Annotated in this window: 19 protein-coding genes; 7 read left to right on the top strand and 12 right to left on the bottom strand. The window is 68.4% G+C overall.

Annotation, left to right across the window (positions count from 1 at the left end; genetic code table 11):
- The 6 genes from EDC64_RS11700 to EDC64_RS11675 all read right to left on the bottom strand — a co-directional run bounded on the left by EDC64_RS11700 (position 1) and on the right by EDC64_RS11675 (position 5,750).
- The gene (locus EDC64_RS11700; RefSeq protein ID WP_132031481.1) at positions 1–879 is read right to left on the bottom strand and encodes an NAD(P)-dependent methylenetetrahydromethanopterin dehydrogenase; all 879 of its coding nucleotides are present in this window, start codon (positions 877–879) and stop codon (positions 1–3) included.
- Positions 880–978: 99 nt separating this feature from the next.
- Positions 979–1,947, bottom strand: coding sequence for a beta-ribofuranosylaminobenzene 5'-phosphate synthase family protein (locus EDC64_RS11695; RefSeq protein WP_245504663.1), 969 nt, complete (start codon positions 1,945–1,947; stop codon positions 979–981).
- Entirely contained in the window at positions 1,944–2,378 is a 435-nt protein-coding gene (locus EDC64_RS11690; RefSeq protein WP_132031480.1) for an HIT family protein, read from the bottom strand. Before EDC64_RS11690 ends, EDC64_RS11695 begins: the two co-directional genes overlap by 4 nt.
- A 63-nt stretch (positions 2,379–2,441) precedes the next feature.
- A complete protein-coding gene (locus EDC64_RS11685; RefSeq protein ID WP_132031479.1) occupies positions 2,442–3,272 on the bottom strand; it encodes a transglutaminase family protein in 831 nt (276 codons plus the stop codon).
- A gap of 34 nt (positions 3,273–3,306) precedes the next feature.
- Positions 3,307–4,257, bottom strand: coding sequence for an alpha-E domain-containing protein (locus tag EDC64_RS11680; protein ID WP_132031478.1), 951 nt, complete (start codon positions 4,255–4,257; stop codon positions 3,307–3,309).
- Positions 4,258–4,334: 77 nt separating this feature from the next.
- The gene (locus tag EDC64_RS11675; RefSeq protein WP_132031477.1) at positions 4,335–5,750 is read right to left on the bottom strand and encodes a circularly permuted type 2 ATP-grasp protein; all 1,416 of its coding nucleotides are present in this window, start codon (positions 5,748–5,750) and stop codon (positions 4,335–4,337) included.
- Positions 5,751–5,909: 159 nt separating this feature from the next.
- Here EDC64_RS11675 and EDC64_RS11670 point away from each other — a divergent pair, with 159 nt between their 5' ends.
- From EDC64_RS11670 to EDC64_RS11660, 3 genes are all read left to right on the top strand, one after another.
- Positions 5,910–6,662: a competence/damage-inducible protein A gene (locus EDC64_RS11670; protein ID WP_132031476.1), complete on the top strand. Its 753-nt coding sequence runs from the start codon at positions 5,910–5,912 to the stop codon at positions 6,660–6,662.
- A gap of 131 nt (positions 6,663–6,793) precedes the next feature.
- Positions 6,794–9,106 (top strand): xanthine dehydrogenase family protein molybdopterin-binding subunit, encoded by a 2,313-nt coding sequence (locus tag EDC64_RS11665; RefSeq protein ID WP_132031475.1) that lies wholly within the window; start codon positions 6,794–6,796, stop codon positions 9,104–9,106.
- Between the two features lie 163 nt (positions 9,107–9,269).
- Positions 9,270–9,698, top strand: coding sequence for a c-type cytochrome (locus EDC64_RS11660; protein ID WP_165933733.1), 429 nt, complete (start codon positions 9,270–9,272; stop codon positions 9,696–9,698).
- 8 nt (positions 9,699–9,706) lie between these two features.
- On the opposite strand, the gene EDC64_RS11655 is transcribed toward EDC64_RS11660, so the two are convergent.
- Positions 9,707–10,369, bottom strand: a complete 663-nt coding sequence (locus EDC64_RS11655) for a cytochrome b/b6 domain-containing protein (protein WP_132031473.1) — start codon at positions 10,367–10,369, stop codon at positions 9,707–9,709.
- Between the two features lie 193 nt (positions 10,370–10,562).
- Here EDC64_RS11655 and EDC64_RS11650 point away from each other — a divergent pair, with 193 nt between their 5' ends.
- The 4 genes from EDC64_RS11650 to EDC64_RS11635 all read left to right on the top strand — a co-directional run bounded on the left by EDC64_RS11650 (position 10,563) and on the right by EDC64_RS11635 (position 13,608).
- A complete protein-coding gene (locus EDC64_RS11650; RefSeq protein ID WP_132031472.1) occupies positions 10,563–11,462 on the top strand; it encodes a DMT family transporter in 900 nt (299 codons plus the stop codon).
- On the top strand, positions 11,459–12,031 hold the full coding sequence (locus EDC64_RS11645) for a chromate transporter (RefSeq protein WP_165933732.1): 573 nt from the start codon (positions 11,459–11,461) through the stop codon (positions 12,029–12,031). Before EDC64_RS11650 ends, EDC64_RS11645 begins: the two co-directional genes overlap by 4 nt.
- A complete protein-coding gene (locus EDC64_RS11640; protein WP_207916025.1) occupies positions 12,028–12,558 on the top strand; it encodes a chromate transporter in 531 nt (176 codons plus the stop codon). The genes EDC64_RS11645 and EDC64_RS11640 overlap by 4 nt, the downstream gene beginning before the upstream one ends.
- 111 nt (positions 12,559–12,669) lie before the next feature.
- Complete coding sequence (locus EDC64_RS11635; RefSeq protein ID WP_165933731.1) at positions 12,670–13,608, top strand: cytochrome c oxidase assembly protein; 939 nt, start codon at positions 12,670–12,672, stop codon at positions 13,606–13,608.
- Here the strand turns inward: EDC64_RS11635 and EDC64_RS11630 are convergent.
- From EDC64_RS11630 to EDC64_RS11610, 5 genes are all read right to left on the bottom strand, one after another.
- Positions 13,531–13,866: a hypothetical protein gene (locus tag EDC64_RS11630; protein WP_132031469.1), complete on the bottom strand. Its 336-nt coding sequence runs from the start codon at positions 13,864–13,866 to the stop codon at positions 13,531–13,533. The two genes, EDC64_RS11635 and EDC64_RS11630, sit on opposite strands and share 78 nt — an antisense overlap.
- Positions 13,866–16,397 (bottom strand): cytochrome c oxidase subunit I, encoded by a 2,532-nt coding sequence (ctaD, locus tag EDC64_RS11625; RefSeq protein ID WP_132031468.1) that lies wholly within the window; start codon positions 16,395–16,397, stop codon positions 13,866–13,868. The genes EDC64_RS11630 and ctaD overlap by 1 nt, the downstream gene beginning before the upstream one ends.
- 232 nt (positions 16,398–16,629) lie before the next feature.
- Positions 16,630–16,866 (bottom strand): Lrp/AsnC ligand binding domain-containing protein, encoded by a 237-nt coding sequence (locus tag EDC64_RS11620; RefSeq protein ID WP_132031467.1) that lies wholly within the window; start codon positions 16,864–16,866, stop codon positions 16,630–16,632.
- A gap of 92 nt (positions 16,867–16,958) precedes the next feature.
- Positions 16,959–18,218, bottom strand: a complete 1,260-nt coding sequence (locus tag EDC64_RS11615; RefSeq protein ID WP_132031466.1) for a PepSY-associated TM helix domain-containing protein — start codon at positions 18,216–18,218, stop codon at positions 16,959–16,961.
- Positions 18,215–20,692: a TonB-dependent siderophore receptor gene (locus EDC64_RS11610; RefSeq protein WP_132031465.1), complete on the bottom strand. Its 2,478-nt coding sequence runs from the start codon at positions 20,690–20,692 to the stop codon at positions 18,215–18,217. The genes EDC64_RS11615 and EDC64_RS11610 overlap by 4 nt, the downstream gene beginning before the upstream one ends.
- Between the last annotated feature and the right edge of the window lie 84 nt (positions 20,693–20,776).

Genomic DNA, 20,776 nt, shown 5'->3' with positions numbered 1-20,776 from the left:
TTACTCCACCAGTTCGCGGGCACATGCGAAGACCGCCTCGATCCCGAGGAAGGTCGCGGTCTCCCCGACGCGCATGCGCGTCAACAGAGCGTGCTGAAGCCGGGACTTCAGCGCGCCGATTGCAAGCGCGCCGATCCCCACGCCGTGCGGCAGGGGCGCCGCGCGCGCATGTGGATCAAGGCCGGCAATCCCGGCGGGAGGTACGGCATTGACGTCCGCCGCCACTTTAAGCCGTCCCGCCGCAGAAAGCTGCGCCTGCGAGAGAATTTCGACCCCCGCGGCTCCGGCGCAAAGCAAAATCTCCGCCCGCGGCAGGAGCGTGGCCTTGGCCGCGGCGTCCGGCGCGGCGGCGCAGGCGAGGGACACGCCGAAGCGGTGCGAAAAATCCGCCGCTTTGCCCGTGACCGCGGCGAGATCGCGATGGCTGACGAGGGTCACGCGCCCGCCCGCCATGGCCGCGACGACGCCCGCCATCCCGCCGACCACGCCGGTCGCGCCGAACACCTGGATCTCGGCCCCGACCAGCCCGCCGGCCGCCCGCTCGACGAGCGCGATCATCGCCGCCGCCGTCGTGAAGGCGCCCGAAGGGTCCGGGAAGATGGAAATCTCGAACGGCGGGAGCAGCGCCGCGCGGGCCGCGTCCGCCATATCGAGCGCGAGGCCGGCATCCTTGCCGCCGATGAACAGGCCGGTGCGCCGCGCGGCGGCGGGCGGACGGGAGAACATCATGTCCTGGGTCAGGCCGCGCACCGCCTCGAGCGTCACCCCGGGATAGGGCGCGACATGCGCAAAACCCGCATCGATCGCCATGTTCACGTCGAACGGGCTCACCTGCGGCAAAGGCGAGATCAGATGCAGGATCGGTGCGGCATCCGCCATGGCCGGGGCTCCGATAAAAGAAACGAGCGGGGAAAGCCGGAGCCGGCTCCGCCGCGGCGGAAGGCGCGGTCCGGGCGGACCGGCGGTGTCCTGCGGAGGTCACAGGTCGAGAATGTCGGCGCCGCTATTGTTGCCCCGCGCGCAGAGGAATTCGAGGTTGGTCCGGTCAGCATAGCGCGCACGCAGCGCCTGCAACAGCGATTCCGCCTGCGCCGGGCTGCCGATGACGGCGAAGCCGGTCGGTCCCCACGAGCTTTGCCCGGTGCCGCGCAGCCCGGCCGCGCGTAGGGTCGCGATCGCTTCCGCAACGTCCGGGCTGGTGAAGCGCGCGCCGCCCTGGGCGGCGGCATAATGATCGCCGAGCCGCGCCTGGATGTCGCCGAGCGCGGCCCCGAACGCCTCGATGTCTCCTTCCGCGAGCGCCGGCAAAGCCTGCATCAGGGCGACATGGCACAGATGCGCCGCGAGTGCGGCGGAGAATGGCGGCAGGCCCGCGATCGCGCGCGCCTCCGCCGCGCCGCTGAGGCCGACGCGGGCATGGTCGAAGACCAGCAGTACCCGCCAGGTTTCGGGAAACGGCAGCCGCGCCAGCAGCGGCGCCGGCTGCGCGGCCGCGCCCCGGCCGCCGTCGAGAATGAAGCCGCCGCCCGCGAAGGCGTGCAGGCCAATGGCCGAGCGCCCGCCGCGCCCGAGAATGCGGCCGGCTTCTCCTGCCGCCAATCCGCGCCCCGCGAGGCGGGCGATTCCGGCGGCGACGGCGAGCGCGATCTGGGTGCCGGAGCCGAGGCCGCCATGCGGCGTCAGCGCGTGCTCGATGTCGATGGCGAGCGGCGCGATCCAGCCGAGCGCGCCGCGCACCGCGTCGCGCGCCGCCGCCGCGCGCGCCGCATCCGGGCCGGTGACGCGGTCGGTTTCGGCGCGGGCGAGCCGCATCTGCGTCGCCGGCCGGTCCAGGGCGAGGCCGAGACTTCCGAAACTGCGCCCGAGGCTGCCGCCGAGGTCGAGAAAGCCGAGATGCAGCCGCGCCGGCGCCCGCACCCGGACGGCCCCGCCGCGCTCGGGCCTCACCGGGCCAATGCCGCCTTGAGCCGGTCGGCGTGCTGGGCGAGCACCGCCATGTCTTCCTTGACGCTCGCCGCCGGCTTCATCGCCACCCCTTCGTGGCGCGGGATGACGTGGATATGGAGATGGAACACCACCTGGCCGCCGGCGCTCTCGTTGAATTGCTGCACGGTCACGCCATCTGCCGCGAATGCGTCCTTGCCCGCTTTGGCGATCTTCTGGGCGATCGTGGCGACATAAGCGAGGTCGTCCGGCGCGATGTCCAGAATGTTGCGGGCCGGCGCCTTGGGGATCACCAGAGTATGGCCGGGGCAGCGCGGCATGATGTCGAGGAAGGCGAGGGCGCGGTCGTCCTCATAGACCTTGAAGCACGGCAGTTCGCCGCGCAGGATCTTGGCGAAGATGTTCTGGGGATCGTAAGCGGGGCTTTCGCGCATTCTGGCCTCCCGTACCGGTCGCGTCGCAATCGCAGGCTGCGGCGGGGGGGTCAAGCCCCCGGCTCAGCGCTGGCGCTGCGTCTGGCTCTGAACGGAGCGCGCAGAACGGGTCGCCTCGCGCACCTCGATGACCTCGGCCGGCGCGGTGCCGAGCCCGCGGACGGGACACACGCCGAGCGCGTCGAGCCCGACGGCGAGCCGCACATAAGCCTCGGTCGGGCAGAGCGCGCGGCCGCAATCGAAGCCGATCCAGCCGATTTTCGGCACGTACGCCTCGGCCCATTCGCGCAGAGCGCCTGCCGTTTCCGCTTCCGCGACATAGCCCGAGATCTGGCGCGCCGGGATCTTGAGATGTCGCGCGGCGCTGAGGAAGAGATGGGTCAGCCCGCCGGACGGACCCTTGCCGTCCGCAATGACGGCGGACGCTGCGGCGGCCGGGTCGCCGCCCGTCCCGTCACTCTCTGCGATCGTCTCGTGAATCGTGCTCATCAGCGCGTGGAGCTGGCCCAGCGGCTCGTCGGCATGCGCGCGAACCTTCTCGGCCATGGCGACGATCGGTGCGTCTGCGAGGGTCAGGTCGGTCGGGCGCAGGAACAGGCTCGGCGGAAAGCGTTCGGCGGCCCGCCGGACGATGCCGCATGTGTCCTGCGTGTCGGCATCGCCGGACGCGGCGAACACCACCGTGTCGCCCGGCGCCTCGACGCTGAAGGTGTGGACGAGATTGCCGAACGCGTCCTCGTGGAGATGGAGCCGGCAGTCGGGCTGGATATCGAGCGACCAGCGCTGGATATATTGGCCCTCATGGTTGCGCGGCGTAACGCGGATGGCGGCGATCGCGGTACGCAAGCCCGGTTTGAGGGTAAAAGTCAGTTCGTGCCGGACCCGAACGCGCATGGCTTCCTCGTCGCGCGGCGCAGACGGCGCCGTCTCAGGTGAGATATTGCTCGGCGATCTCGGCCCCGAGCTTGTTGTTGTCCGATACGAATTCGGAAATGAATTCGTGCAGGCCGGTATGAAACACGTCGTCGATCGATTGGTTGCTCAGCCGGGCGCGGATCGAGCGGGCGAGGCGCTGGGCGGGCCCCTGCCGGCCATAGGCGTCGGCGATGTCGTCGAGCGAGCCGGTCAGATTCTCGTAGCAGCTTGCGAGCGAGCGCGGCATCGCCCGGTTGAGGATCAGGAGGTCGGCCACCAGCCAGGGTTTGACGCTGTCGCGATAGACCCAGTGGAAGGCGGTGAGGGCCGACACCGAGCGCAGGATCGAGGCCCATTGGAAATAATCCAGCGGCCCGCCGACCCGTTCCTCTTCCGGCAGCAGCACATGATACTTCACGTCGAGGATGCGCGCCGTGTTGTCGGCGCGCTCGACATGGGTGCCGGTGCGGGCGAACCAGAAGGCGTCGTTGCGCAGCATGGTGCGGTGCATGGCGCCGTCGAAGCGCAGCGAGGATTCTTTCACGAAGGCGAGGAAGCGGGTGAGTTCGTCCCGCGACAGGCCGCGGTCCGGGAATGCCCGCAGCTCGATCCAGGCGCCGTTGATCGCGTCCCACATTTCCGAGGTCAGCGCCGTGCGCACCGAGCGCGCATTGGTGCGTGCCACCTCGAAGCAATTGCGGATCGACGTCGGATTCTCCGGGTCGAGGGCGAGGAAGGAGACGACATTCTCCTCCGTCGCCTTCTCGATCGGCCCGTGCTTCTCGATGAACTGATCGGCGCATCCCGCCGTGAGCACGACGGAACTCCACTCATTGGTGGAGCCGCCATAGGTCAGGGGCATGTAGGACAGGCGCTGGGCGACGTCGAGGATGCGCGCCAGGCAGTCGGCGCGCTCGACGTAGCGGGTGAGCCAATAGAGGTTGTCGGCGGTGCGGGAGAGCATGGTGGGCTCGTCTGTCTTTGGCAGGTTTCGGCGCCGGGCGCCGGATTCGGGCGGGCGTCCTCAGGCAGCCTCGATTCTCAGGTGTCGAGAACCCAGGTGTCCTTGGTGCCGCCGCCCTGGCTCGAATTCACGACGAGGGATCCCTCCTTCATGGCGACGCGGGTGAGGCCGCCGGGCACGATGCGCACCTTGTCGCTGCCCGACAGGATGAACGGCCGCAGATCGACGTGGCGCGGCGCCACCCCTTCCTCGACCAAGGTCGGGCAGGTGGACAGAGCGAGCGTCGGCTGGGCGATGAAATTGGCCGGATCGTGCTTCAGCTTGGCGCGGAACACCTCGATCTGGGCCTTGTCGGCCTTGGGTCCGACCAGCATGCCGTAGCCGCCCGACCCGTGAACCTCCTTCACCACCAGTTCCGGCAGGTGATCGAGGACATATTTCAGGTGCTCCGGCTCGCGGCAGCGATAGGTCGGCACGTTCGGCAGGATCGGCTCCTCGCTGAGATAGAAGCGGATGATGTCCGGCATGTAGGAATAGACCGCCTTGTCGTCGGCGACGCCGGTTCCGACCGCATTGGTCAGCGTCACGTTTCCGGCCTGGTAGGCGCTCATCAGGCCGGGGACGCCGAGCACGCTGTCGGGGCGGAAGGCGAGGGGGTCGAGGAAGTCGTCGTCGAGGCGGCGATAGATCACGTCCACCCGCTTCGGCCCCTCGGTGGTGCGCATGAACACCACATTGTCCTTCACGAACAGGTCCCGCCCTTCGACCAGGTCGACGCCGAGCTTGTCGGCGAGGAAGGAGTGTTCGTAATAGGCGGAATTGTAGATGCCGGGCGTCAGGATCGCGACGTTCGGCTCGGAGCCGCCGCGCGGCGAGAGCGAGCGCAGCGTCGCAAGCAGGTCATCGGCATATTTGTCGACCGGCGCGACCTTGTGCAGCGAGAACAGTTCGGGGAACAGCCGCAGCATGATCTCCCGGTTCTCCAGCATGTAGGAGACGCCGGAGGGGGTGCGCGCATTGTCCTCGAGCACGTAGAAGGTGTTGGGGTCGGTGCGCACGATGTCGATGCCGGCAATGTGCACATAAAGGTCGTGCGGCACCCGCTGGCCGTTCATCTCGGGCCGGAAGGCCGGGTTCTGGAACACCAGTTCCTCCGGCACGATGCCGGCGCGCAGCACGTCGCGCTTGCCGTACACGTCGTTGATATAGAGGTTGAGCGCCTTGACGCGCTGTTCCAGGCCCTTGGCCAGGCCGGTCCATTCGTCATGGGTGATGATGCGCGGGACGATGTCGAAGGGGATCAGCCGCTCCTGGGAATTCTGTTCCCCATAAACCGCGAAGGTAATGCCGATTCTCCGGAAGATGAACTCGGCCTCCTTGCGGCGCTGCTCAAGCACCTCGTGGGGCATCTTTTCGAGCCAGCTCTGGAGCGCTTCATAGGCCGGACGGATGGTTCCATCCTCCCCGGACATCTCATCGAAAATACGCCGCATTTGCACTGCCACTCCGCTTGCTTCCAGCCTATGTACAAACCTTATGCCAAGGAAGAAAAAAGCGCAGTCCGCCGATGCAAGGGTCAAGCTTTTTCCGCGGATGCTGAAATCGTGGGCACGGGCGGCTTTGGTGCCGCCGTACCAGGCAAGGAGAGGGACATGGAGCGGGCAATGGGTGCGGAACCGATCACAGCGGCCCTTCTGGTGATCGGCGACGAGATTCTCTCGGGACGCACCAAGGACAAGAATATCGGCCATATCGCGGAACGGCTGACCGAGATCGGCGTCGATCTGCGCGAAGTGCGGGTCGTCTCCGACGTCGAGGCGCACATCGTCGACGCACTGAACGCGCTGCGCGCGCGCTTCACCTATGTCTTCACCACCGGCGGGATCGGTCCCACGCATGACGACATCACCGCCGATGCGGTGGCGAAGGCGTTCGGCGTGTCGATCGACGTGGATCCGCGGGCGCGGGCGATGCTGCTGGAATATCTGGCGGAAAAGGATCTGAACGCGGCGCGGCTGCGGATGGCGCGGATCCCGGCCGGGGCGGATCTGATCGTCAATTCGGTGTCCAAGGCGCCCGGCTTCAAGATCGGCAATGTCTATGTCATGGCGGGCGTGCCGCGCATCATGCACGCCATGCTGGAAGCCGTGATCCCGACCTTGAAGACCGGCGCCCCGATGCTCTCCGAGACGGTTCGCGCCAATGCGCGCGAGGGCGACATCGCCGCCCCGCTCGCCGAGATCGCTCTGCGTTTTCCCGATGTCGCCATCGGGTCCTACCCGTTCATGGACGATACCGGGCCGAACACGAACATCGTGGTCCGCTCCCGTTCGCGGGACCGGGTGAATGCGGCGCGCGACGCGGTGGCCGAAATGGTCGGGGCGCAAATGGTCGGCGCGCAGTGAGGCCTTCGCGCCACGCTGACGTTCGGTTAATGCCGGCCGCACAGCCGCGCTGTTGCGCCCGGCGGGGGCGCGCCCCAAATTCCTGACACATCGCCCGCCTTCGCCGCCCCGCTTTCCGCCGGAGCCTGCTTATGACCCGCATGAAATTCGGCCAATCCCAGCCCTTCGCGCGGGTCGAGGACGCCGCGCTGCTGACCGGGGGCGGACGCTTCGTCGGTGATGCCGCCGCCGCCGTCGGCGCCGCCGCGGCCTTTGTGGTGCGCGCGCCGCACGCGCATGCCCGCTTCGCCATCCGCGACCTCGATCGGGTGCGCGAGATGCCCGGGGTGCGGCTGGTTCTCACCGCCGAGGACATCCGGGACCTCGGCGGGATGCCGCTCGGCGCGGTGATTCCGGTTGTGGGCGAGGCGCATCTCTGGCAGCCGCACCGGCCGATCCTCGCCGACGGCATCGTCCGCCATGTCGGCGACGCGGTCGCCTTTCTGGTCGCCGACACCCTCGATCAGGCGCGCGACGCCGCCGAGGCGATGACGATCGACTGGGAGCCGATGGCGGCGGTGGCCGATATGGCGGCCGCCTTGGCCGACGACGCGCCGCTGGTCTGGGAGGCGCGCGGCTCCAATCTCGCTTTCACCAGCGAGCATGGCGACGAGGCCGCGGTCGCCGCCGCCTTCGCCCGCGCCGCGCGGGTCGTCCGTCTGACCCTCGTCAACAACCGCCTGGTCACCAATTATCTCGAGCCGCGCGGTGTGCTGGCGGAGGTCGAGGAGACGGGGCGGGTGCGCCTCACCCTCGGCAGCCAGGGCAGCCACCGGCTGCGCGATGCGATCGCCGACAAGATTCTGCACTGGCCGCGCGCAGATCTGCGCGTGATCACGCCCGACGTCGGCGGCGGCTTCGGCACCAAGATGTTCCCGTTCGTGGAATATCCGCTGGCGGCGCTCGCTGCCCGCAGGCTCGGCCGGCCGCTGGCCTGGCTCAGCGACCGCAACGAGCATTTCCAGGCGGACAGCCACGGGCGCGACAACGTCACCACGGCGGACCTCGCTCTCGACGCCGACGGGCGCTTCCTCGGCCTGAAGGTCGACACCCTCGCGAACATGGGCGCCTACCTCAATTATTACGGCCCCTTCGTGCCGGTCGGCGGGGCCCGCATGCTGCCGGGGGTCTACGACATCCGCGCCTTCCACGTGCGGATTCGCGGCGTCTATACCCATACCGTGCCGGTCGACGCCTATCGCGGTGCCGGCCGGCCCGAGGCGGCCTATGTGATCGAGCGCCTGGTCGATGCCGCGGCGCGCGAGATCGGCCTCGCCCCCGAGGACCTGCGCCGGCGCAATTTCATTCCGCCGTCCGCAATGCCCTATCAGACCGCTTCCGGCCGTCTCTACGACAGCGGCGAGTTCGACGGCCATATGACGCGTGCGCTCGATGTGGCCGACCAAGGCGGGTTCGCGGCGCGGGCGGAAGCGGCGGCCGCGACCGGCAAGCTGCGCGGCTTCGGCTTCGCGACCTATATCGAGGCCTGCGGCGGCGGCCTGCCCGAGCCGGCCTTCCTGCGGCTCGAAAAGGACGGGCGCATCCGCCTGAAGATCGGCTCGCAGGCCTCGGGCCAGGGCCACCAGACCGCCTACGCCCATCTCGCCGCGGCTCATCTACGGGTGCCGCTCGACCAGATCGATGTGCTGCAGGGCGATACCGACGACCTCGCCGAAGGCCACGGCACCGGCGGCTCGCGCTCCATTCCCGTCGGCGGTGCGGCGGTGGCGGGTGCCGCGCGCCGGCTCGCCGACAAGCTCCGCGCGCTCGCCGCCGACGCCTTGGAAGCCGACCAGGGCGACATCGAACTGGTCGACGGCACCGCCGAGATCGCCGGCACAGACCGCCGCCTCACCTTCGCCGACCTCGCGGCGCTGCCGGCGGCGACAGAGGACCGGATCGCCGCGCAGGACGCCTTCGCGCCCACCGAGGCCACCTATCCCAACGGCACCCACGCCTGCGAGGTCGAGATCGACCCCGAGACCGGCACCGTGACGCTGCTGCGTTATGTCGTGGTGGACGATTTCGGCGCCGTGGTGACGCCGGCTCTGCTGGAAGGGCAGGTGCAGGGGGGGATCGTCCAGGGCATCGGCCAGGCGCTGCACGAGCGCACCGTCTATGACGAGGCCGGCCAGCTCCTGACCGCGAGCTTCATGGATTACGCCTTGCCCCGCGCGGCCGACATCCCGCCGCTGCATTTCGAGACCCGCAACGTCCCCTGCACGACCAATCCCCTGGGCGTGAAGGGGGCGGGGGAGGCGGGGGCGATCGGATCGTGCCCCGCCGTCATGAACGCCGTCGTCGATGCGCTGTGGCGCGGCTGCGGCATCGCGCATCTCGACATGCCGGCGACCCCCGCCGCGGTCCGGTCCGCAATCGCGGCGCGCGCTCTATCAGAAAGTTAGAGGCTGAGTCACGGATCGGGGCGATTCAACCTGATCCGATCAGGCTCCAGGGATGGGGGCGCGCGCGACGGTCGCAGGCGGCTCGCGCGAGCGTGACCGCTTCGCTCTGGCTTCCGCGCCGCAGGCAGCCGTAATTGGAGCGATTCCACCTGCGGAGTTTTCCATGCGCGCGTTTCTCCTCGCCGGCCTCCTCGTGTCCCTCGTCTCCGGCGCTGCCATCGCCCAGTCCGATCCGATCGCCCAGCGCAAGGCGGCGATGAAGCAGATCGGCGATCAGACCGGAATCGGCGCCGCCATGCTCAAGGGCGAAGCGCCCTTCGATGCCGCCAAAGCGGCGCTGATCTTCAAGACGTTCGCGGAGAATGGCGCGGCGTTCGGAACGCTGTTTCCGGCCGGCTCCGACAAGGGCGACACGAAGGCCGCGCCGGCGATCTGGTCGGACCGTGCCGGCTTCGATGCGGAGCTTGCGAAGTTCAATGCGGCGGTCGCGCAGAATGCCGCCGGGGCCTCGACCGCGGACGGATTCAAGACCGGCTTCACCGCCGTCGCCGCCACCTGCCGCACCTGCCACAGCACCTATCGCCTGCGCTGAGCGGCGCCTCAGATAAAGGTGATGAAGGCGTAGACCGCGCCAGCGGCGACCGCGAAGATCGCCGCGGCGCGGAGCGCCGACGCCATTCGCGGCGCCGGCATGCTCGCGGGCAGACGCTTGCGGCCGGTCACCATCGGCCGCACCAGATCGTGCCGCTTGACCACGGCATAGGCGAGGATCGCCAGCACGTGGAGCACGATCAGGCCGAGAATCAGGTTGAAGTTGAAGACGTGCCAGCCGGTGATCTGTTCGCTGCGGTCGCCGCTGACGAAACGGGCGAGCGGGCCTTCGGTGAACACGCCGTCGTTCGCGAACAGGCCGGTGCCGACCTGGATGCACAGAACCGCGAGCATCACCAGGACCATGAGCCCGCCGGCCGCATTGTGGCCGATCTCGGTATCGGCCTCCCGGCGCGGAAAATGCGCGAGGTGGCGAAGCGCCGCGACGGGGGATTTCACGAACCGCCCGAACCGCGACGTGTCCGAGCCGACGATCCCCCACGCCAGGCGGAACAGCAACAGCGCGAGGATCGTGTAGCCGCAGCGGAAGTGCCAGTCGATCCAGCCGTTCTCGGCGGTCACATAGGCCGCGACGATCAAGGCGGCCAGGGTCCAGTGGAACAGCCGGGTCGGTGCATCCCACACCTTGGTCCAGCGTGTCTGCTCGCGCATCGTCGTCCTCGTCTTCGCGTTCCGCGCTTCTCTTCCGCTGCGGCGGGGGAGAAAGCAACTGCCGCGTCGCCGCTTCCGCCCGGCGCTCCGGGCTCGGCTGGCGCGAACGGCATGTCGACGATGCATGACTCAAATCCGGAAAGGCAGGCTATATGGCTGACACCGGCCTGTTTTTCGCCGCCGGAAAGATCCGATGAACATTCCCGCCGGGATTCTCCTCCAGCTCTGCGCCACGCTGTCCTTCGCCGCCATGTCGACGCTCGCGCGCGGCATCGCCGATGAGGTGACGAGCGGGCAGATCGTGTTCGCGCGCAGCTTCATCGGCCTTTTGCCGCTGCTGGTGTGGGTCCGCTGGCGCGGCGAGGTCCGCGCCGCCATCTCGACACGGAACGTCTGGGGCCATGTGGTCCGCGGTCTGGTCGGGGTGTGCGCGATGTGGGGCGGCTTCGCGGCGCTCGGCTATATCCCGCTCGCCGAGGCGATCGCCTTCACTTATGTAACGCCGCTGATGACGGTCGTGCTCGCGGCGGTCCTGCTGCGCGAGCGGGTGCCGGGGCATCGCTGGATCGCGGTCGGAATCGGCTTCCTCGGCATCGTCACTATGCTGACGCCTTTGTTCTCGGCCCACGGCCTCGGGGCGGACGGGGCCGCCCTCGGCGTCGCCTTCGCGCTCGGCGGGGCGATCTGTGCGGCTTTCGCGGTGACCCAGGTGCGGCGCCTGACCCAGACCGAGACCACCGGCGCCATCGTGTTCTATTTCAGCGTCGTGTCCTCTCTGGCGGCGCTCACGACCGCGCCCTGGTGGACCCTTCCCTCGCGCGAGACCGGGTTCGCTCTGATCGGCATCGGCCTCCTGGGCGGGGCGGGCCAGATCATGCTGACCGCGGCGACGCGCTTCGCGCCGGCCTCCGTGGTGGCGCCGTTCAATTATGCCACGCTGCTCTGGGCGATCTTCTTCGGCGCCCTGTTCTTCCGGGAATGGCCGCACCCTTACGTCTTCATCGGCGCGGCCCTCGTCGTGGCCGCCGGTGCCGGGATCGCCTGGCGGGACGGGCGGCTCTCCGGACGGCCGCGCTCGCGGACGCTGCCATGAGTTCGGGAGACGTCGAGGCCGGGCTCGAGGACGAGCAAGCGTCCCCCACCGTCTCCGATCTGTTCCTGACCTTCCTGCGCGTCGCCATTTCGGGGTTCGGCGGCGCGCTCCCCTTCGCCCGGCGGGAACTGGTCGAGCGGCGCAAATGGCTCGATCCCCGCGAGTTCAACGACCTCCTGTCGATCTGCCAGCTCATGCCGGGGCCGAACATCGTCAATATGTCGTTCTGCCTCGGCGCCCGCTTCCACGGCGTGCTCGGCGCGGCGGCTGCCTTTTCGGGGATCATCGTCGTCCCCTGCATCATCGCGATCCTCCTCGCGGCGCTCTATCTGCGCTACGGCCAGGTGCCGGAAGTCTCGGGCACGCTGCGCGGGGTGGCGGCGGCGGCGATCGGCCTGTTCGTCGGCATGGGGATGAAGATGGCCTATGTCGAGCGGCGCAGCCCGCACATCCTGGTCTTCGCGCTGCTGGCCTTTCTCGGCGCGGGGCCGCTCGGCTTTCCTTTGCCCATGGTCATCCTCGTGCTCGCGCCGTTCTCCATCGCGGCCGCCTGGAGGTGGTCGAAATGATGCCGCGCGATCCCCTCCTCGATCTCACCCTCCACGTCTTCTTCGTCTCGTTCCTGGCGATCGGCGGCGCCAATGCGATCATTCCCGAACTGCACCGCATGGCGGTGGAATCGAACGGCTGGATGAGCGACGGCACCTTCGCGGACCTGTTCGCCATCGCCACCATGACGCCCGGGCCGAACGTGCTGCTGGTGACCTTGATCGGCTGGTACGTCGCCGGGATTCCCGGCGCGGTCCTCTCCACTTTGGTCATGTGCGTGCCGACCGGAGCGGCCGCCTATTACATGTCGCGCCTCTCGCGCAAATTCCAGAAGGCGCGCCCGCGCATCGCGATCCAGCGCGGGCTCGCCGCTTTGACGGTCGGCATCGTGCTCGCCAGCGCCTTCATCCTGATGCGCAGCACCGCGCACGATTGGGTGGCCTATGCGATCACCGCGGCGGCGGCCGCCGTGACCATCGCCACCAAGGCCAACCCCATCGTGATGATCGCCGCCGGGGCGGTGGTGGGCGCGCTCGGCTTCGTCTGATCGCAAATACAGGGCGCAAAATCTCGTCGCTCCCGGCACCGCGGGGCATCGCGCGGCGTTGGTGGGGGGCGGCGGCTCCGCTCAAGGCCTGTCATGCGCCGATGTTCGCTTTTGCTTGCGGTTCTCGCCGGCGCCCTTCTCGAAAGCGGCGCCGCGCGGGCGCACGGCCAGGCACCGGTTGCGCCGGACGCCGTCTTCATCTCCTTCGCACCCGATCTGATCCTGGTCGCAATCCTGCTTCTCGTTCATCTCGCTTACGGGCAGGGCGTGTTCCCCACCTGGCGGCGGGCCGGCCGGAAAGCCGGGCTGGCGGCGTCGCATCTCGGTCTGTTCGCTGCCGGGGAGGTGGCTCTCCTCCTGGCTCTGGTCTCGCCCCTGGAGAGCCTCTCGGGCACCCTGCTCAGCGCCCACATGGTGCAGCATGTGCTGCTGATCGCGGTTGCGCCGCCGCTCCTCGTGCTCGGACGTCCGGAGGTGGCGCTGCTCTGGGCGATGGGCGGGCGGGTCGGCCGCAGCCGGATCTTTCGCCTTGTGCTCGCGGGGTGGCGGGCGGGCGAGACGCCGATGCGGGCGGCGGCGATCCATAGCGCCGTGGTGCTCGCCTGGCACGTCCCGGCCGCGTTCGATGCGGCGATCGACGTGCCGTGGCTGCACGATCTCGAACATCTCACCTTCTTCCTGAGCGCGATGCTGTTCTTCAGCGCGCTTCTGAAGGCGGCGCGCACGCCGCAGGGCGCCGCCTTGGGTGCGCTCGCGAGCCTGATCACGCTGATCTATAGCGGGATGTTCGCCGCGATCCTCACCTTCGCGCCCCGTCCGCTCTACGACCGCTATGTCGCAACCTGGCTGTGGGGAATGACCGCGCTGGAGGACCAGCAACTGGCCGGCCTCATCATGTGGGTGCCGACCGGCTTCGTCTATCTCGGTGTCGGGCTCGCGCTGTTCGCGCGCATGTTGACCTTGCTCGACGGCTCAGGCGCAGCCCGGCGCCGTGAGCGCCGGCAGGGTCTCCCACAGCACCGCGAGGCCGGCGAGCCAGATCCCGCCTGAGGTGACGAAACCCGCGAACCGGTCGAGCCCGGCGGCCATCGCGCGGATCTGAAGCAGAACGAGCAGCACCAGAGCCGCCGCCGTGGCGAGGCACACGCCGAGCGGCAGAACCGGGATCCCGGCAAGGCTCGCCGTCACCCAGTCCGGGCGGGCGCAGAGCAGCCCGGTATAGAGATAGATGCCGAGGAAATGCCCCGCCCAGACGATCAGTCCGGAGAGGAGCAGCAGGAAGCGGGGGACGAAGGGCGCCTCGTGCATCAGCCCGCTCCGATGAGGCGCGGGAACAGATGGACGACCCCCGCGCCGATCAGCCCCTGTCCGATCGTGTAGCGCCAGAAGATATGGGTATTGTCGAAGGTGACGCGGCGCACGGCGTCGAGCTTGCCGGCCAGCGCGCGTGCCGCCGTATAGAGCGCCATGATCGTGATCGTCGCGACGAAAAACGTCTGCAGGCACAAGATCGCATAAACCGTCGCGCCGTAGCCGCTCTCGGCGGGCCGCAAGCCGCTGTCCCACATGCGCGCGAGGTCCAACAGGTTCGCCGCCACCAGGCCGGCGAGGGCGAGGAGGAGCGCTGCGAGAAAGACGCCGTGCCGCCCGCTTCGCGGCGGCGCGAGGTGCTTGCCGGCGAATGCGACCAGCAGTCCCGACACGATATACAGCGCCGCCACGCCGGCCGCCGGCTCGAGCCCGGGAAGCGTCACCCCGGGCGGCGGGAACAGGTCGGGCCGCACGGTCCACAGGAAGAAATAGGAGAACAGCAGACAGGCGAACGTCGTGCCCGCGACGAGGCTCAGCACCACCATGGCCCACCAGGAATGGGAGGCCGGACCGCTGACATAGGTCGGCAGAACCAGCCCGCCGCCGATGTCCACATCGCCGTGGCCGGGGCCGGGATCGGTGTCCCACATCCACCAGATCACCGCGGCGAGGGCGAGCCCGCCGGAGACCACCGCGAGTGTCACCAGCTTCACCGTCAGCAGCAGGAAAAATCCGGCGGTGAAAACGGCGGCGAAGAACGAGCGCCAGCTCGCGCCGGGCATCAGCAGGACATATTGGGGCGCGGCATCGAACGGGCTGGTGATGATGGTCTCGCGCCGGCCGGTGGCGGTCCGCGGCAGATAATGCCGCCCGGATTCCACCTCCTCCGCGAGATTCGGCTGGTCCCAGAGCGGTTCGCGGCTGGTGACGATCGGGATCGAGCGGGTCTGGTAGGTGCCGGTCGGCAGCCATTCCAGCGTTCCCGCGTTCCAGAGATTGCCGGCATTGCCCTCGCTGGTCGGCCGAAGTTTGCGGGCGAGGTCGAACAGGAACAGCAGGACGCCGAGGGCGATCATGTAGGCGCCGGCGGTGGAGACGAGGTTCAGCGTGTTCCAGCCAAAATCCGCGGGATAGGTGAAGACCCGGCGCGGCATGCCCATGAGGCCGGCGAGGTGCTGCGGGAAAAAGGTGACGTTCACGCCGATGAACATCAACCCGAACACCCAGCGACCGAGCCGCTCCGACAGCGCATGGCGGCTGACCATCGGCATCCAGTAATAAATCGCCGCGAACAGCGGAAACACCATGCCGCCGATCAGCACATAATGCAGGTGCGCGACGATGAAATAGCTGTCATGGGCCTGCCAGTCGAACGGCACCATCGCGACCATGACGCCGGTCAGCCCGCCGAGCGTGAAGATGAACAGGAAGCCGAGCAGGAACAGGGTCGGTGTCGTCATCTGCAGGCGGCCGGAGGCGATCGTGGCGATCCAGGCGAACACCTGGATGCCGCTCGGGATCGCCACCGCCATCGAGGCGGCCGAGAAGAAGCCCAGCGACATGCCGGGGATGCCGGTCGCGAACATGTGGTGGACCCACAGGCCGAAGGAGAGAAACCCCGTGCCGAGGATCGCCAGCACCACCAGGCGGTAGCCGACCAGAGGCGTGCGTGCCATGGCCGGCACCATCATCGAGACCATGCCGGCGGCGGGCAAGAAGATGATGTAGACCTCGGGATGGCCGAAGAACCAGAACAGATGCTGCCACAGCAGCGCATGGCCGCCCTTCTCGGCGATGAAGAAAGGCCAGTGGAAGGCGCGCTCCAGTTCGAGCAGCAGCGTGGCGAGGATCACCGCGGGAAAGGCGAAGACGATCATCCCGGCGAACACCAGCATCGCCCAGCAGAAGACCGGAAGCTTGTCGAGGCTCTGGCCGGGCGCGCGGGTGCGCAGCACGCCGACGATGATCTCGATCGCCCCGGCGATCGCGGAAATCTCGATGAAGCCGATGCCGAGCAGCCAGAAATCCGCGTTGTCGCCCGGCGAATAGATGTAGGAGGTCAGCGGAGGATACATGAACCAGCCGCCGTCGGGCGCGAGACCCCAGAACAGCGAGCCGAAGAAGAACAGGCCGCCGATCAGATAGGCCCAATAGGCGTAGGCCGAGAGGCGCGGGAAAGGCAGGTCGCGGGCGGCCTGGAGATTGGGCAGCAGCAGTACGCCCATCGCCTCCACCGCCGGCACGGCGAACAGGAACATCATCACCGTGCCGTGCATGGTGAAGAGCTGGTTGTAGAGATCTTGGTCGACGAAGTCGTTGCCCGGCACGGCGAGCTGGGTGCGCATCAGCAGCGCGAGAATGCCGGCGAGCACGAAGAACAGCACGGCCGTTCCGACATAGAGGACGCCGATCTGGCTGTTGTTGACGGCCGAGAGGAGACGCCAGCCGGTCGGCTGCACCCACACCTTTTCCAGGGCCTCGAGCTCGCCCTCGGGCCGTGGCAGAGGGTTGGGGAGTGGCTTTGTCATGCCGAACCGTCGCGGAACGACCCGGTGATCCCCGACGCCGGGCCTCGCCCGTGCGGAATTTGGCCCGCCCGTGGTCCCGATCGTCGCCGAATCGAAGTCCGGTTCCGCGGTGCAAAGGCCCGCATCGCCCCTCCTTCCGGCGCTTTCATGGGCGCCAAGCTGAAGTCTTCCGGAGCGGTAACGTGCTCTCCGCGATTTTGTTGCGCCCGCCCGTGGCGAAATGCGCCGCGGCTCAGAACGCCTTGAAGGTGATGATGGTGCGGGTGTCGAGAATGCCCGGCAGGGTTTGGACCTGCTCGTTCACGAAATGGCCGATATCCGTGCCCTCGGGAACGTAGAATTTGACCAGCAGATCGAAGTCTCCGGCGGTGGAATAGATTTCCGAAGCGATCTCGGAATCCGCCAGCGCGTTCGCCACCTCGTAGGACCGGCCGAGGTGGCACTTGATCTGCACGAAGAAGGGGGTCACCGGTCTCTCCAGATGGGCGTGGGCCGCGCGCGCAAGGTGGACAAAAGCGGCCGCGCTGGCAAGGCCCGGGGCGGCGCCGGGCCGGCTTGGCCTCAGCCCGCGGCGCGCTTTTTCGCCCGTCCGCGGCGTCCGCCGCGCTTGATCCACCAGATCACGATCCCCGTGGCCGAGAGGCCCGCCACGGCGACACCCGCCGCGGCAATCACGATGCGGCCCGGCAGGCCGGCGATCCGGCCGCTATGGATCGGGAACTGGAGCTGGAGAAAGGTGTCGCCCGCCGTGCCGGCGCGCGGGACGACCGCGCCCGCAGGCGCGGCGGTGCGACCGTCGAAATAGAGCCAGGGGCTGCTCATCATCGCATCCCTGCTGCCGAACCGGACGCCGAAGCGGCCGAAGGCGGGGGAATAGAAGACGAAGGTCGGCGGCAGGTCCCAGCCGCGGGCCCGCGCCTCCGCCTCCGCCCGCGCCAGCACGACGTCATAGGACAGGCTGCGCGGCGCGGGCACGGCGAGCGCCGGCCCCGACAGGGGCGTCGGCGTGAGCGGCGAAAACAGCCGCACCACCGGTTCGAACACCTGGGTGCGCAGGTTCATGGCGACCGAGGAGACGGCGAGGACGATGAGCAGTCCGAACAGCCACAGGCCGGCGGCGCGGTGCCAGTCGAGGTTCAGGCGAAAGGTGCTGCCCCCCTTGATGGTGAAGGCACCCCGCCATTTGCGAAAAAACGGCCGGCCGAGGGGAAAGGTCAGCGCCGCGCCGACGAAACAATCGACCAGCCAGAGCAGCGCCACCGCGCCCATGATCAGGACGCCCAGCGCGCCCGGCAGGCTCAGGCTGTGGTGGAAGACGGAGAGGAAGGGAACGAGGGCCGCGCGCGAAAAGCAGCAGGCCCCCCAGACGCGCCTGCCGAGGATTTCGCCGCTCGCCGGGTCGAGGCTGAACCAGTCCGGAAGCGCATCAGCGCCCGCCGTCCCGCCGGCTGGATCGGGACGGGCCATCGCCCGTACTTCGACCGGGCCCGCATGCGCCCGCTCCAGATCGAGCGCCCAGACCGACAGGCGCGGGTCGAGCGCCTCGACCTTCGCGGCGAGCTGCTCCGGCGACAGGGTCGGCCCGATCGCTTCGGCCGCGTAGAAGCCGGGGTTGAGCAACGCGTCCAGCTCGCGGCCGAACGCGATGACGCTGCCCGTGAGCCCGGCGAGGATCAGGAACAAAGCGGTCGAAAGCCCGACAGAGCGATGGAGCAGCACCAGAGCCGGGCGGACCTTCCAGCCGCGGCGCGCCGATGCGGGCGCGGCGGGCGTGTCCGTGGCCGCCGCCGGGCGGCCCGGATGGGCGCGGGGCGCACTCACCAGCGATAGGCCAGGGTGCCGTAGATCGTGCGCCGGGTGCCGTAAATGACCGAATTCCAGTAGAAGCCCGGTGTGTAATAATCGGTGTCGAAGAGATTGGTGCCGGTGATCGAAAGCGTCGCGCCCTTCAGCCGCGTGTCCACGGCGCCGAGGTCGTAGCGCAGCGCCGCGTCGACCAGAGTATAGCCGGGCACGCGCACCTGCGCCCCGGACTCGGTCTCCATCACGGCATAGGAACTGCCGATATAGCGCACGCCGGCGCCGAGGCCGAGGCCGGCCAGAGGCCCGTCGTGGAAGGTGTAATAGCCCCAGAGCGAGGCGGCGTTGTTCGGCACGCCGGCCGGTACCGTGCCGACCTTGCTCGTTCCGTATTCGTTGGGATTGTCCTTCGTGACCTCCGCGTCGAGATAGGTGTAGGAGGCGACGACGTCGAATGCCGCCGTGAGGTTGGCCTTGGCCTCGAACTCGACGCCGCGCACCCGCACCTCGCCGTCCTGGACCGAATAGCCGACATTGATCGGGTCGTTGGTCAGCACGTTCTGCTGCGTGATCTGGAACACCGAGGCCGTGAACAGGCCGCGGAAGGCGGTGGGCTCGAATTTGATGCCGGCCTCGTACTGCTCGCCCGTCGTCGGCTTGAAGGAATTGCCCTCGAAGTCCGTTCCCGCCACGGGCAGGAACGAGGTGGAATAGCTCGCATAGGGCACGAGGCCGTTATCGAGCTTGTAGCCGAGCCCGACGCGGCCGGTGAAGGCGGAATTGGTGGCGACCGCCTCCTCGTCGGTGAAGCCGTAATCGGCGAGGAGGGTGCGGGAATTGAAATTGTATTCCTCGTTGCGCACCCAGTCCTGCCGCCCGCTGACGGTGAGCAGCCAATTGCCGAGCGACATCTGATCCTGCGCATAGGCGCCGACCTGAAGCAGCTTGCTCTGGGTGTCCGACCAGGGCTGGCCGAACGCATAGGCGAAGGCGTAATTCGGCGCGAAAATGCTGATGGCGTTGTAATTCGTGGAATTGGTGCGGGTTTCCGTGGCGTTGTAATAGCCGCCATCGACGCCGAGCAGCACTTCGTGGCCGATGGGGCCGGTGTCGAAGTTCCCGGTCAGCCGGTTGTCGATGAGAAAACTGTCCGATGTCTTCGGGCGCAGCTGGATGCCGACATTGATGAATTGTCCGTCCACCACCGCGAGCGTGGCATCCCAGCCCCAGGCCGAATTGAAGTCGACGTCGGAATGGCTGTAGCGCGCATTCTGCTGGAAGGTCCAACCCGAGTCGAACGCATGTTTGAACTCGTAGCCGAGACTGGTGGTCTCGACGGTCCAATTGGTCAGGCCGGGCGCGCCGAGATAGAGGCTCGGGGAGATGCTCGGGCCGGTGCCGAAGAGCGTGTTGGCCATCGGAAGGCTCTGCTCCGAGCCGCCTTTCTCGGTCTTTTGATAGCTGGCGAGAACCGTCAGGCTGGTCTGCGCGGTGGGCTGATAGGTGACAGCCGGGGCGAAATAGATCCGGTTGTCCGGGGAAAAGTCGATCTGGGTGCCACTGTCGCGCATCAGGCCGGTCAGGCGATAGAGCCAGGTGCCGTCGGCGCTTGCCGGCCCGCCAATGTCGAAAGCGCCCTGCAGCCGGTCGAAGCTGCCGCCGAGAAGCTCGATTTCGTAGAACGGATTGGCCGTCGGCCGCTTGGTGATGGTGTCGATGATGCCGCCCGGCACGCCGGCCCCGTACAGAGCCGATGCCGGTCCCTTGACCACGTCGATGCGCTGGAGGCCGTAGGTCTCGATATCGGAATCATAGGCGTTGAACCCGCTCCGCAGGCCGTCGCGATAGAAGGCGGCCTGGTCGTTGGCGCGGAAGCCGCGCAGATAGACGTCCGGCATGCCCTGACCGCCGGGATAATCCACCACTCGGACGCCGGGCGTATAGGCCACGGCGGCATTGAAATCCTGGACGCCCCGCTGGTCCATCTCCTGGCGCGTGACCACGGAAACCGATTGCGGGATGTCGATGATCGGGGTGGTCGTCTTGGTGCCGGCGCTGGTGGCGAGGGCGACGATCTGCTGATCCTCGCCGGCCCCCGATACCTCGATCGTGCCGAGGGCGATGGCGCCGTCCGCGCCGCCGCCGACGGCCGGCGCGGTGATGGTGACGGTATCGCGGCGGGTGAAGCGATAAGCGAGGCCAGTGCCCTGCAGCAGGCGCCCGATCGCCGCCTCGGGCGTATAGGCGCCGGTGAGGCCGGGGCTCCTTCGCCCGGCCACGAGGTCGGAGGGAAACAGGAGCTTCAGGCCGGCTTTGTCGGCGAACGCGGTCAGCGCGCTGCCGAGGTCCTGCGCGGGAATGTTGAAGGCGATGGACGCCGGCGCCGCGCTTTGGGCGCGGGCAGGGGCCGGCGGCGCCGCGGCAAGGACCAGGGCGATCGCCGCCGATCCCAGCCAGTGTGCCCGTCGGTCCGCCCGTGCGCGTCGCACATCCATCGTCGAAGCTCCCCATTCCGCGCGCGGTGTCGTCACGCGTCCCAGAAGCAAGGACGAAACGGGGGCTGGGAACTTGCAGCGCGG

Source organism: Aquabacter spiritensis, assembly GCF_004346185.1.
GTDB classification, from domain to species: domain Bacteria; phylum Pseudomonadota; class Alphaproteobacteria; order Rhizobiales; family Xanthobacteraceae; genus Aquabacter; species Aquabacter spiritensis.
The sequence above is the reverse complement of the archived record's forward strand: the minus strand, read 5'-3'. Positions and strand labels throughout refer to the sequence as shown.